This window comes from Mesorhizobium sp. FG116 (assembly GCF_057809835.1).
Window position 1 is genome coordinate 1 of record NZ_JBMDKS010000047.1, and the last position, 12,223, is coordinate 12,223.

11 protein-coding genes and 1 riboswitch are annotated in these 12,223 nt (G+C 58.9%); of the genes, 1 reads left to right on the top strand and 10 read right to left on the bottom strand.

The window, feature by feature from the left end:
• The 3 genes from ACODTY_RS22385 to ACODTY_RS22395 form a co-directional block, all read right to left on the bottom strand.
• On the bottom strand, window positions 1–472 hold a 472-nt coding region (locus tag ACODTY_RS22385), incomplete at its 3' end, for an ABC transporter permease (protein WP_488996382.1).
• Between the two features lie 4 nt (window positions 473–476).
• Window positions 477–1,517 carry an ABC transporter permease gene (locus tag ACODTY_RS22390; protein WP_488996383.1) on the bottom strand — a complete coding sequence of 347 codons (1,041 nt, stop codon included), beginning with the start codon at window positions 1,515–1,517 and terminating at the stop codon, window positions 477–479.
• Between the two features lie 65 nt (window positions 1,518–1,582).
• Complete coding sequence (locus ACODTY_RS22395; protein WP_488996384.1) at window positions 1,583–3,238, bottom strand: ABC transporter substrate-binding protein; 1,656 nt, start codon at window positions 3,236–3,238, stop codon at window positions 1,583–1,585.
• Between the two features lie 368 nt (window positions 3,239–3,606).
• On the opposite strand from ACODTY_RS22395, the gene ACODTY_RS22400 reads away from it, so the two are divergent.
• Entirely contained in the window at window positions 3,607–4,320 is a 714-nt protein-coding gene (locus ACODTY_RS22400; RefSeq protein WP_488996385.1) for a GntR family transcriptional regulator, read from the top strand.
• Window positions 4,321–4,377: 57 nt separating this feature from the next.
• Here ACODTY_RS22400 and glyA read toward each other — a convergent pair whose 3' ends face one another.
• The 7 genes from glyA to ACODTY_RS22435 all read right to left on the bottom strand — a co-directional run.
• Window positions 4,378–5,637, bottom strand: coding sequence for a serine hydroxymethyltransferase (glyA, locus tag ACODTY_RS22405; protein WP_488996386.1), 1,260 nt, complete (start codon window positions 5,635–5,637; stop codon window positions 4,378–4,380).
• Window positions 5,638–6,064: 427 nt separating this feature from the next.
• Window positions 6,065–6,151, bottom strand: a riboswitch (glycine riboswitch).
• 120 nt (window positions 6,152–6,271) lie between these two features.
• Window positions 6,272–7,315: an ABC transporter substrate-binding protein gene (locus ACODTY_RS22410; protein ID WP_488996387.1), complete on the bottom strand. Its 1,044-nt coding sequence runs from the start codon at window positions 7,313–7,315 to the stop codon at window positions 6,272–6,274.
• A gap of 7 nt (window positions 7,316–7,322) precedes the next feature.
• Complete coding sequence (locus ACODTY_RS22415) at window positions 7,323–8,198, bottom strand: ABC transporter permease (protein ID WP_488996388.1); 876 nt, start codon at window positions 8,196–8,198, stop codon at window positions 7,323–7,325.
• Entirely contained in the window at window positions 8,195–9,043 is an 849-nt protein-coding gene (locus ACODTY_RS22420) for an ABC transporter permease (protein WP_488996389.1), read from the bottom strand. The genes ACODTY_RS22415 and ACODTY_RS22420 overlap by 4 nt, the downstream gene beginning before the upstream one ends.
• Before the next feature lie 92 nt (window positions 9,044–9,135).
• Window positions 9,136–10,230: an ABC transporter ATP-binding protein gene (locus ACODTY_RS22425; protein WP_488996390.1), complete on the bottom strand. Its 1,095-nt coding sequence runs from the start codon at window positions 10,228–10,230 to the stop codon at window positions 9,136–9,138.
• 49 nt (window positions 10,231–10,279) lie between these two features.
• Window positions 10,280–10,990: an ABC transporter ATP-binding protein gene (locus ACODTY_RS22430; RefSeq protein ID WP_488996391.1), complete on the bottom strand. Its 711-nt coding sequence runs from the start codon at window positions 10,988–10,990 to the stop codon at window positions 10,280–10,282.
• The coding region (locus tag ACODTY_RS22435; protein ID WP_488996392.1) for a branched-chain amino acid ABC transporter ATP-binding protein/permease at window positions 10,987–12,223 on the bottom strand (1,237 nt) is incomplete at its 5' end. The genes ACODTY_RS22435 and ACODTY_RS22430, both read right to left, overlap by 4 nt.

The following is a 12,223-nucleotide window of genomic DNA, read 5'->3' on the forward strand; positions in this document are numbered from 1 at the left end:
GCCTGGCGAACATGGGGATGAACAGGACCGCCAAGACGATCGCGACGTTCCAGATCTCCTGGCCCATGACCGACACGAGCGCCATCCCCAGGACGAATACGGGGAAGGACTGAATGAAATCGAACACCCGCATGGCAAATGAAGTCGCGATGTTCTGGTAGTATCCGATCAGCAAGCCTATCGGCACGCCGATCACGAATGCCACGGCAACCGCGGATATGCTGATAAGCAGGTTGATGCGCGTGGCGTAAAGAATGCGCGAATAGATATCCATGCCGGACACGTCCGTACCCAGCCAGTGCTCGGCCGAGGGCGGCAAGAGCGAGGCCAGCGGATCGGCCTCTACTGGAGAGTGCGTTGCCAAAAGCGGCGAGAACACGATCGCGACGATCTGCAGAAGGAGCAGAGCGAGCCCGATGACGGCCGCGGGGCGCCGAAGGGCCTGAAGATATGAATTCCTTGAGCTTTCCATGGACTCAGACCTTTATCCGCGGGTCGACCAGCTCGTAGAGCACGTCGACGATCAGATAGATGATGAGGATGAAGGCCGCGGCGACGAGCACGAAGCCCTGGATGGCGGGATAGTCGCTGTTGACCACAGCTTGCACGGCGTATTGCCCTAGCCCGCCCCAAGCAAAGATGGTTTCAACCAGGACGGCCGCGCCCAGCAGGAAGCCGAACAGGAACCCAACGGTGGTGATGATCGGCGGGAGACTGTTGCGCAGGGCGCTTCTGACAATCACCCGCTCCGGCAGGCCGCTTGCCCGTTGATGGCGTATGAACTCGCTGCGGTAGATGTCCGAGAACGTTGTCTTGGTCATCTTCATCAACATGCCAGCATTGACGATAGTCAGGGTCAGCACTGGAAGCACCAACCTGGCAACGGATGACTTGAAGGCCACGAGGTCGCCGGCCAACAGGCTGTCGATGGTGTAGAAACCTGTGATGGTCGGCGGCGCGTTGATCAGGGCGTCGATGCGGCCGAAGGGGGCCGCGGCGATGTCGGCCATGTAGAAGAAGAAGAATATCAGGAGCAGGCCGACCCAGAAATCCGGGATCGCGCCCGCCGCCAGGCCGTAGAAACGGCTGAAGTAGTCGACGATGCCTCCCTTCCTCACCACGGCGACGACTGCCACTGAGACGCCCACGATGATGGTGACGATCATCGCGTAGGTGATGAGTTCGAGCGTGGCGGGGGCTCGTTCAGCCAAATCCGTAACCACCGGATTCGAGGTGAACAAGGACACGCCAAGGTCGCCATGCAGCACGTTGCCCACATAGAGCAGGAACTGCTGCCATATGCTCAGATCGAGTCCCAGCCGCTGACGCAAAGCGGCGATCGACTCAGGCGTCGCCGTGTTGCCCAACATGAGCAGCGCCGGATCGCCCGGCAGCAGACGCACCAGAAGGAAGGTGACGAGCATCACCCCGAACATCTGGGGCACCACAAGCGGCAATCGGGTTCCGACGATGCGCAGTGGCCTGGGCAGCTTCGCCCAGAACGCGAAAGGTCTCATGAAAATCCTCCCTTGCGACGAATCGCGCCGGCCGGAGTTTCTCCGGCCAGCGACGTTCGCGAACTTTATTGCTTCGAGAAGTCAAACCAGGCGTTGCCGTTCGGCGTGTACCAGGAGAAACCGCCTACGTTCGCCCGTGTCGCGAGTTGGTAGCCTGGATTGAACAGGAACACCCAAGGGGCGTTTTCCATGGTTATCTGCTGCACCCGCTTCATCTTCTCGAGGCGGGCAGCCTCGTCCGTGGTGGTGAGCCCTTCGTTGATGTCCTTGTCCACCTCGTCGTTCTTGAAGCGCGAGTAGTCGATCAGGGAGCCACTGTTTAGCCAGAGGTTGGCAACGTAGGCCGCGTCGGGGACAATCGCCATGTCCCTGAAGAAGTACATCGGGATCTCGCCTTTGGTGTACCGCTCGACCAGGGTGGAGGCGGGCAGCTTCGATAGCGTGACATCTACGCCGGCCTTGGCGAAGGCCGACTTCAGGATGACCGCGATTTCTTCCTCGATCTGGTCGCCGGTGCGATAACCGAGCTCGGTCTTGAACCCGTCAGGATAGCCCGCGTCAGCAAGCAGCGCCTTTGCTTTGGCGACGTCCGTCGAATAGGTGAAGTAGGCGTCCGTGAAGCCCGGATAGATTTCGGAGATCGGGCTCTTGGTCGGCCGCGCGGTATTGAAATAGACGGCCTTCAGGATGTCGTCGCGCGGCACAAGGTAGTTCAGCGCCTGGCGCACCTTGGGATCGGTGAAGGGCTTGCTCGTGTTGTTCATTTCGACGCGATGGATGTAATTGCCGAAGACCTTCCAGATCTTGACTCCCGGGGCCTTCTCCAGCAGCGCCAGTTCGCGCGGCAGAAGATACTCGGCAACGTCCACCGAACCTGCCTGGAGCGCGGCGACGCGGTTCGCCGACGTCGGCATCTCCCTGAAGATCACTTTCTTGATCTTGGCTTCGCCGCGGTAGTAGTTCGGGTTCGCCTCGTAGATAACCTCCTGCCCGGGGCTGTACTTGCTCACGAAGTAGGGGCCGAACGAGGCGGAATTGGAGGCGAGCCAGCGGCTGCCCCATTTGTCGTCGTCGGTCACGTGCTTCTTCAGCTCGGCAGCGTCGATGATGCCGAGGTCCGAATTGACCCAGAGGCGATCGAGCAATGGCGACGGGTTCGGAATGCTCACCTTTACCGTGTAGTCGTCGATCTTCTTGAAGGAGTCCTCGAAGGAGGTGATCTTCAGGATCTGCGTCATGTACCAGTAGAAGTTGGCCTTGGTGTTCCAGCCGCGCTCGAACGACCACATGACGGCATCGGCGTTCAGTTCGTTGCCCTTGTTGCTTTTCACGCCCTTGCGGAGGTGGAACGTGATCGACTTCTTGTCCGGCGCCAGGTCCCAAGTTTCAGCGAGGGCACCCTCCAGCTTGCTGAAGTCCTCGTACTTGATCCCGCCGTCTTCCTTGCTGGCGTAGCCCAGAAGCCGCTCGTAAACGTTTCTTCTGACCTCATGAACGGCTTCGGTCGGCGGGTATTCCTGATCCAAAGATTCGGGCGTGCGCGGACCCGCCACGACCAGGGTCGATTTCGCATCCTGCGCGAAGGCTGGACCCGAACCAATCATCGAGCCGGCAAGGAAAGTTCCCGCCAGCAACGCGACGACGGAGCGGCGCGACATCGTCACGAAGCCAGTGAGCCCGGTCGCTTCAACATGTGGATCCTGTATTGGCCGAAATGACATTTCTCTTTCCCCTTGAAATGGACGCTACGGATCTCGGCGTCTCTGTTGTTAGGGAAGCGCGCATGACGACGTGCACGCGAGACGCATCGTCCCGCTACAGTCGAAATTCACTCTCTCCCCTGTCGAGCTTCTTTCCGGCTTCCATTGAGTCCGGTGATTGTGTACAATGAAAGTGTGGAATGAGGGCTTTGGCTTGTCAATAGGTATTTGCGCAATTTCAAAGCCCCGGTCCGACCTATAAAAGGTACGGGAATCGGGAGTGCCAATCGGTGGTTGTTGACTGCAGATAGGTCAGTGAGCCGAGTGAATAGGCCGAGGGGCAAACCGTCGCCCTGCTGGCTGTCCGGATTGAAGTTGGGAGACAGGCCGTGGAGAACACACTTCCACGTTTTGAAAAATCGCACGGAAAGTCAGAGGCGCAGATACGCCGCCGGATCGTCCAGGCAATCTTTGAACAGCGCATGCGGCCGGGGGAACGCCTGACCGAAGACCAACTCGCAGCTGCGTTCGATGTAAGCCGTACGGTGGTTCGACAAGCTATGGCGAGGCTTGCTCAGGATGGCCTTATAGTGAAATTGCCGAACGTGGGATCAACGATCGCTTCTCCCTCCAGGAAGCAGACGCGCGATATCCTCGCCGTACGAAAGATGGTGGAGCCCGAGGTTGTTCGCATACTCGCTGCTGCTCCCACTGAGGCAGGGCTCGCCAAGCTTCGGAACCACTTAGCAGACGAACTTGACGCCCGCACGCGAGGCGACCGTGGCACACTGGTCCGGTTGACGGGAGAGTTTCATCTTTTACTGGCGGAACTAGCCGGAAACGAGGTTGTTACCCGCCTGATGATGGGCCTTCAGGCTTTGACATGCCTGGCGATCCTGTTGCACGCCGAACGAGAGGATGCTTGCCCGCCGGATGAGCACAGCACCATCACCAAAGCAATCGCATCCGGCGACGGTGAAGCTGCCGCGGCAGAGATGCTGAATCATCTGCGGCATGTCGAGAAGGACCTACAACTCGACCGACCTGAGCCCAAGTCGGCCCTTTCATGGCTTCGGGGCGACGCGGAGAGTGAAAGGGTCTGACCCTTGAACATGCCACTCGGCCACGTCAGAGCATCAAGATTGAATTTCGGTCGGCGCTCAACCGTAGATCGGAAATCGCCGACAGAGCTCGCGGACTTCGCCCAACACGGAACTCTCGAGTGTAGGATCGCCCTCCATACCTTTCTCAGCCAACGCTTCGGTGACTTTCAGGATCAACTGGCCGATGCATCTGAACTCGGGTTCTCCGAAACCGCGCGTCGTGCCGGCTGACGTGCCCAACCGGATTCCCGACGTGACTGCAGGCTTTTCCGGATCGAACGGGATTGCATTCTTGTTGCACGTCAGGCCGGCGCGTCCGAGCGCATCCTCGGCATCGCGGCCCTTCACGCCCTTGGGGCGCAGGTCAACGAGCACCATGTGGCTGTCGGTGCCGCCGGAGACGATGTTGAGACCGCCGACTGTCAGCGCATCGCTGAGCGCTCTGGCGTTGTCGATCACCCGTGCTGCGTAGTCCTTGAACCCAGGTTGCAATGCTTCGCCGAAAGCGACGGCTTTCGCTGCGATGACATGCATAAGCGGGCCGCCCTGATTGCCGGGAAAGACAGCCGAGTTGATCTTTCTGGCAAGACGTTCGTCATTCGTAAGGATCATGCCTCCCCGAGGTCCTCGGAGGGTCTTGTGCGTCGTGCTCGTCACTACGTGAGCATACGGCAGAGGATGTGGATACAGCCCGGCCGCGATGAGGCCCGCGTAGTGGGCCATGTCGACCATCAGATACGCTCCCACCTCGTCAGCGATCCGCCGGAAGGCCGCAAAGTCTATGGAGCGCGGGTAGGCCGACGAGCCTGCGATGATCAGTCTTGGCTTGCTCTCGATCGCGCGCGCTCGAACGTTTGCATAGTCGATGAGTTGGTCGGACTGGCGAACCTCGTAGCTCACCGCGTCGAACCACTTGCCGGACATGGTCACAGGCGAGCCGTGGGTAAGATGGCCGCCATGGGCCAGGGAAAGGCCCATTATCCGATCGCCCGGCCGAAGCAAAGCCAGAAACACCGCCTGGTTGGCCTGGGCGCCCGAATGCGGTTGAACATTCGCAAACGTCGCACCAAACAATGCCTTGGCCCGCTCGACTGCTAGAGTTTCAACCGCATCGACGAACTCGCATCCGCCATAGTACCGCCTACCCGGATAACCCTCTGCATACTTGTTGGTGAGGACCGACCCTTGTGCAGCTAACACATCACTAGAGACAATATTTTCCGATGCAATGAGCTCTATCCGGTGCTGCTGTCGGTCGAGCTCCCGCTTGATAGCAGTATCAATTGCGACATCGGTCAGATTATAATAGCGTTTCATTTTCGCCTCTTGTTTCGAGTGCTTGCTTTGGTCTAGTCGAGTGAAAAACGCCAAGATAGTTGACTGAAGGATCGCCATATTTCGAAAGGCGAGAGCAATCCAGCTGTGAGCGGAGGATGAGTGTCGATGTAGGGTACCGGCGGCGAAAGTTTCGCAGCTGTCTGGACCGACGATTTGCAGGACGTAGCCAGCGACATCGGCCAGCCCACCAACACGCCGGCACGATCACCCGCGACATCATGCAGTTTCAACAGATCGGTCTTTGGTGTCTTCGCCCGTCGCGTCTTCTCCAGAGCCGCACGAGCCCACCGCTGCTGACGGTCGATTTCGTGCCCCTCTGTCTGAGGCCTCAGAGACTCGCGCCCCGTGACTCTGTCAGCAGCGCTTACACCTTCGGCGGGGCTAGCCCCGACTTTCCAGAGTTGTCCTTCTGTCAGCGGTTCTTTTGCCTGAGAGATGTCGGGCGATTTCCCCTTCGGCAGCAGCTATCGCTGTTCTCTCCCGCAAACACTCGAGGCTGGGTCTGCCTCTGACGAAGGGGTCTATATCGTGGTCGGAATCTCGCCTGCGCTCCCACGATTGGGCTGCCGGAATTCGGGCGGCCGCTTAACGGCCGCCCGATCCTTCGCTGCAATCAGCGAGCCTTAACGTCGGTCCAGATCTTGTCGTACAGGGTGATCTTGTCGCCCACGTCCCGAAGCAGTTGGAGGCGCTTGAAGATCTCGTCGTTCGGATAGATCGACGTGTTCGAGGTCAGCTTGGGATCGATGAGCGGAAGAGCCGCCTTGTTCGTCGACCAGCCGCGCAGCCAGTTTGTGTTCTTGGCGTTGACCTCCGGCCGCATCATGTACTCAAAGAACCGTTTCGCGCTGTCGACATTCGGCGCGCTGGCGAGAAGGCACATGTCCTCCTGGAAACCGTTGGTTCCTTCTTTCGGAATGGCGTACCCGATATCGTCAGGCTTCGTGTCCATCGTCTGGACTACGGTGCCGGACCACCACTGCGCGACTACGAAGTCTCCGTTGATCACTTTGTCGCCGATGCCGTCGGTGAGCATGGCAGCCCAGTAGGGCTTCGCCTTCAAGATGGTGTCTCGAGCCTGGGCCAGTTGCTTCGGGTCGGTCGAGTTGATCGGAAAACCGTTGTACATCAAGGCGGCGCCGATCGTCTCGCGCACGTCGTCGAGCATCGCGATCTTGCCGTGCAGTTCGGCAGGCGGATCGAACACGACCTTCCACGTGTCGACAGAGGTGCCCCCGATTAGCTTCTTGTTGTACATCAGCCCCGTTGTGCCACGATTGTAGGGAAGGCAGATGTCGTGGTCGGCGTCGGTCTTCGACAGAAAATACTTCTGGTCGATGTTGTCATAGCCCTTGAGCGTCTTCAGTCCTGCGGGCTGCAGAAGCTGCAGCTTGGTCATGATGTCCTGCATGTGGACGGACGGAAAGACGATATCGTAGCCAGTTGCGCCAGCCTGGATCTTGGCCAGCATCTCCTCGTTGGTGCCGTAGTTATCCAGGTTGACCTTGATCCCCGTCTCCTTCGAGAAATCCGAGAGGATCTCTGGATTTATGTAGACCGTCCAGTTGTAGAGATTGAGTTCCGCAGCTGAAAGTGCCTGCGCGTTCATTACGGAAGCACCCGCCACGAGCAGCGACAGTGCGAGTCCTTTGGCCATTCTCATGTCAGTTCCCTTCTTTTGTTGAGCTTTCCAAGGTCGGTCGGCGCACAAGCAGCGCCAGGGCTACGATCGCCATCGAGACGACGATCATCAGGCAGGCGACGGCGTTGATTTCTGGCGAAACGTTCCGCTTGATCGCGCTGAACAGGAATACCGGCAGCGTCGTGGACCCCACGCCGCAGGTGAAGAAAGCAATGACGAGATCGTCGAACGATATGACGAGCGACAGCAGGAAAGCGCCGACAAGGGCGGGCGTCAGTTGAGGCAACGTCACCCGTCTAAACGTCGTGAGCGGCCTGGCACCCAAATCTGCCGAAGCCTCCTCGAAGGTACGATCCATACCCGCCAGCCGGCTGCCAACGACGATCGTGACGTAGGACGAGAGGAAAATCGTATGCGACAGGATCACCGAAACTCGCCCAAGGGGGAAAGCGAGCGCTGACAGAAAGATGAGCAACGCCAGCCCGAGAACGATGTCCGGAATGACTATCGGAACGAGAAGGAAGCTCTGGTAGGCCGCCCTGCCCCGAAACTTATAGCGATCCAGGCCAAGTGCCGTCAGGGTTCCGATCACAGTGGCCAGACTGGCTGCGCTGAAGCCCACGATGAGACTGTTGTTCAACGAACGGCCGAGTGCAGGATCGGAGTAGAGCTGCAGGTTTTCGGAGCCAAGGAAGGTGCGGTCGGAAGAGATCAGCCCCAGGTTGGCGAATACCCGCAGATACCAATCGAAGGTGAACCCCTTCCAGGTCATCATGCTGACGGTGTTCGAATTGAACGAGTAAACGATCAGCATGAAGATCGGGGCATAGAGGAAAAGAAAGAATATCCAGGTGTGCGCAGCCAGCAGCCGCCACCCAGCCTTCATCCAACTGGTCATGCCGAGGCTCCTTTTGCAGCGTTCCGCCGATCCGCTAGCGCAAGCGCGAGAAGCGACAGGACGACGATGACCGATAGGAAAGTTGCAACGGCGGACCCAAACGGCCAGTCGCGCGCCAAGAGGAACGACTGAGCGAGGAGCGTCGATAGATAGAGGTCCTTGCCGCCGCCTATGAGGGTGGGCGCGACGAAGTTCCCCATCGCCGGGACAAAAACCAACACCAGGCCGGCCATAACGCCCGGCAGGGTCAGAGGGAGAACGACACGCCGGAAGGTTGTCGAGCGCTTGGCGCCCAGATCGAGCGACGCCTCTATCAATGTGGCATCAAGCTTCTCGATCGAAGCGAAGAGCGGCAGCACCATGAACGGGAGGTACTGATAGAGCATGGTTACTGTCACCGCGAACGGCGTGTATATGATCTGAAGTGGGTGGGAAATAATACCGAGGTACATCAAGGTATGATTGAGGATACCGTCGCCCCTCAATATCAGTATCCATGAGTACATCCTGATAAGCGCATTCGCAAAGAACGGCACGGTCACAAGAAACAGGAGAAAATATTTCTTCTTGTGGTCGCAGCGTGCTATGTAAAACGCAGCAGGGTAGCCCACCAACAACGCCAACACTGCCGTCACCGCGCCGAGGATTACTGATTTCAGGATGACGCCGAGATATATGAAGTCCCAGGTGTCCCGAAGCTCATCGGGGTCCGGTATGCCGATCAGTTTCTCGTATGCCTGAAGGCTAAAAGACCAAACCACCCCGCCGTATGTGTCGCGGGATAGAACGCTGTAGATCGTGACGAGCGAGACCGGAACCACGAACAGCAGCAGCAACATGATCATGCCGGGACCTAGCGTTAGGGCGGGGCCCTTCCATTTGCCCCGGCGTGAGGCAGCAGCTTCCGTAGACGGACCCAAATGGTCGGCGGTCGCGGTCATGGCGTTAGCACCAGCACTTCCGAGGGCTCATACGCGAGGTGGATCGTCTCACCCGGCACCCAAGTGGCCCGTCCTCCCTCGAACGCGGCTTGGATCGTGCAGCCAGCAGCCTGAACTTCGACTCTGGTGCTGGTGCCAAGGTAGATGCTTTCCACCACGCGACCTTCGAGGCCGACGGCCGGAGGGGCGCTCGTCACACGGAGTTGCTCTGGCCTCAGCGCCAGAACGTAGGAACGTCCGGCGACAGCATCACTCGCAGCCGCGAAGAGCGATGTGCCGTCTCCCGTTTCAAATTTTGTTTGGGACCCGTCGGTCGATTGCGCCACCGCGGGCAGAAAGTTCATCTCGCCGACGAACCCTGCGGTAAACCGGGTCTTGGGTTTCTGGTAGACATCCCAGGGGGTGCCGATCTGTTCGATGCGCCCCCGGTTCATCACGACAACCTGGTCGCTCATGGCAAGCGCTTCCTCCTGATCGTGCGTGACGCACAGGAAAGCGATGCCCAGTTCATGCTGAAGCTTCTTGAGCTCGAACTGCATGTCCTTACGGAGGCGCCGATCGAGCGCGGCGAGCGGTTCATCCAAGAGCAGGATTTTCGGCCTGAGAATGAGCGCTCTCGCCAGCGCCACTCGTTGCTGCTGACCGCCCGACATCTTGCGGACTGAGCGACTGCCGAAATCGGCGAGCCTGACCAACTCAAGAGCTTCGGAGACTCGTCGACTGATCTCAGACCGCGAAACGCCAGCCACGCTGAGGCCGTAGCCGATGTTTTCCGCGGCGGTCATATGGGGAAACAGGGCGTACTGCTGAAAAACCGTATTTACTGGCCGCTCATAGGGCGGCTTGTAGGTCATTTCGACGCCATCAATCAGGACGCTGCCGCTGTTCGGCTCCTCAAAGCCACCGATCATTCTCAGCAGGGTCGTCTTGCCGCAGCCCGACGGACCCAGGAGGGTTGTGAACTGTCCCGCCGGAATAGAGAGGCTCAGATCGGAAACGGCATGGATCGTGGACCCTTCCGGCGAGCGAAATGACTTGGAAACCCTCCGTATCTCTACGACCGCTGTGTCTTGCTCGTTACGCATCAACATACCTTCTCCTCCCGGTCTTCGGCGCGTCACTAGGGGCTATAAATGCCAGTCAGATGGTCAGATGCGCCTCCGCCTTCTGCCTGACCCCGGCTTCGGTCGGGTCCCCCTGCTCGACCAGATTTCCTTGATTGATCACGCCGAACCGATCCGAGAGCCCGAGAGCGAATTCAATGTTCTGCTCCACGAGCAGAATGCTCATCCCGTCGACCTTCGCAGCGTTGCTTAGAACTTGGCCCATGCGCTGCACGACCATTGGCTGCACGCCTTCGGAGACCTCGTCGATGAGGACAAGTTTCGGCCGGGGTATCAGTGCCCGCGCAAGCAGCAGCATCTTCTGCTCGCCTCCGCTAAGGGTGCCGGCTTTCTGCTTCAATCGGTCCCTCAGAAATGGAAAGTACGAAAAGCTGGTCCGGATCCGTTCCTGAAAGTCAGCTTTTGGAATTGCGAGGGCGCCCAGACGCAGGTTCTGCTCGACGGTCAAATCCTGGAAGAGGGCATGGTCCTGGGGTACGTACGCCACCGAGCGGGCGATGATCGCGTTTGGCGTCTCACCCGCGATGTTGGAACCGTCGAACGTTATTCTTCCGCTTGTGGGAGCAAGCAAGCCGAGGAGAAGCTTCAACAACGTGGACTTCCCCATACCGTTCTTGCCTATGAGGGAAAAAATCTGCCCACGCCGGAGTTCAAGAGACAGACCGTGGATAACCTCAGTCGAGCCGTATCCGCCCCGCAATTGGTCCACTTTCAAGATCGCGGTCATGGCTGCTCTTCCTTCGCATGGCCGAGATAAATCGATCGCACGAGATCCGATCCCGCCACTTCGCTTACCGTGCCGTCGAGGACAATTTCGCCCTGATGCAATACAACCATCCGGCTGCTGATTTGCTTTACGAAGTCAAAGTCATGCTCAATTAGCAGAATGCACAACTCGCTCGATGATCGAAGTTTCTCAAGAACCACGGCAATTTTGTTCCGCTCTTCTTTTGTCAGGCCAGCCGTTGGCTCGTCGAGGAGCAGCACGGTGGGCTCGAGCGCCAAGACCATCGCCAGCTCGAGTGCCTGGCGAAGGCCGTGGCTCAAAGAACCAGCGCGGTCATTGAGATGGGATGCCAAGTCGGTCGCCTCGACCACCAGCCGAACCGAGTCGGGCAGCGAGAGCGCATCTGATTTCTTGGCCAGAGATGGCATCTGGCCCTTCCACTGGGCCAACCGCAAACAATCAGCCACCGTCAAACTGTCAAAGACATTCGCGGTTTGAAACTTTCGGCCGACCCCCAATGCCACAATCTTCTGCGGGTCGTTCGATCCGATTTCGGTGCCGTCTACGTGGATGCTTCCGGAAGTGCGTTCCACTCCGTCCGCGATGCAGCGGATCAGCGTCGTTTTGCCAGCTCCGTTTGGCCCCACAATGCTCAGCAAATCCCCGCGGGAAGCACTCAAAGTAACACCTCGGAGCACGGCCAAGCTTCCGAAGCTCTTGGTCACGCCCTCTAGGCGAAGAGCATGCCCATGGTTTCTGGGTCCGGTCGGCTTGGCCTTCGTGCCGGGTTTCGCAGACACCGTTCCGGGCTGGACGCCACTCGCCTCCCGGCGATTGAGGCCAAGAAACGGACGCGCGAGGAACGGCAGCAGACCGCGTGGAGCGGCTGTCACCACAGTTACGAAAACAACGCCCAGGAACAGCTGCCAAACGAACGGAAACTGCGCGTTAAGTGTCGGCCCGACGACGTTGACAACTATGGCGCCGATGATGGGTCCGAGCAGTGTTCCGCGGCCACCCAGCGCGGTCCATATGACCGCATCGGTCCCCAACGAAATGCCCACAAGCGAAGGAGCCACAATGCTTGTGTACATGGCATAGAGGCTGCCGCTGATAGCCGCCATCCCCGCGCAAGCGGCGAAGAGCCCGACCTTGAGCTTCGGAGTGTTGTACCCAAGGTATCGGCAGCGCTCTTCATTCTCGCGAATGGCGATGAGCAGGACAGCTCCGTCG

Excerpts from the sequence above, each read along its gene's own strand:
- ACODTY_RS22390 (WP_488996383.1), bottom strand. The coding sequence starts at position 1,517 with ATGAGACCTTTCGCGTTCTGGGCGAAGCTGCCCAGGCCACTGCGCATC.
- ACODTY_RS22395 (WP_488996384.1), bottom strand. The coding sequence starts at position 3,238 with ATGTCATTTCGGCCAATACAGGATCCACATGTTGAAGCGACCGGGCTC.
- glyA (WP_488996386.1), bottom strand. The coding sequence starts at position 5,637 with ATGAAACGCTATTATAATCTGACCGATGTCGCAATTGATACTGCTATC.
- ACODTY_RS22410 (WP_488996387.1), bottom strand. The coding sequence starts at position 7,315 with ATGGCCAAAGGACTCGCACTGTCGCTGCTCGTGGCGGGTGCTTCCGTA.
- ACODTY_RS22415 (WP_488996388.1), bottom strand. The coding sequence starts at position 8,198 with ATGACCAGTTGGATGAAGGCTGGGTGGCGGCTGCTGGCTGCGCACACC.
- ACODTY_RS22420 (WP_488996389.1), bottom strand. The coding sequence starts at position 9,043 with ATGATCATGTTGCTGCTGCTGTTCGTGGTTCCGGTCTCGCTCGTCACG.
- ACODTY_RS22425 (WP_488996390.1), bottom strand. The coding sequence starts at position 10,230 with ATGTTGATGCGTAACGAGCAAGACACAGCGGTCGTAGAGATACGGAGG.
- ACODTY_RS22430 (WP_488996391.1), bottom strand. The coding sequence starts at position 10,990 with ATGACCGCGATCTTGAAAGTGGACCAATTGCGGGGCGGATACGGCTCG.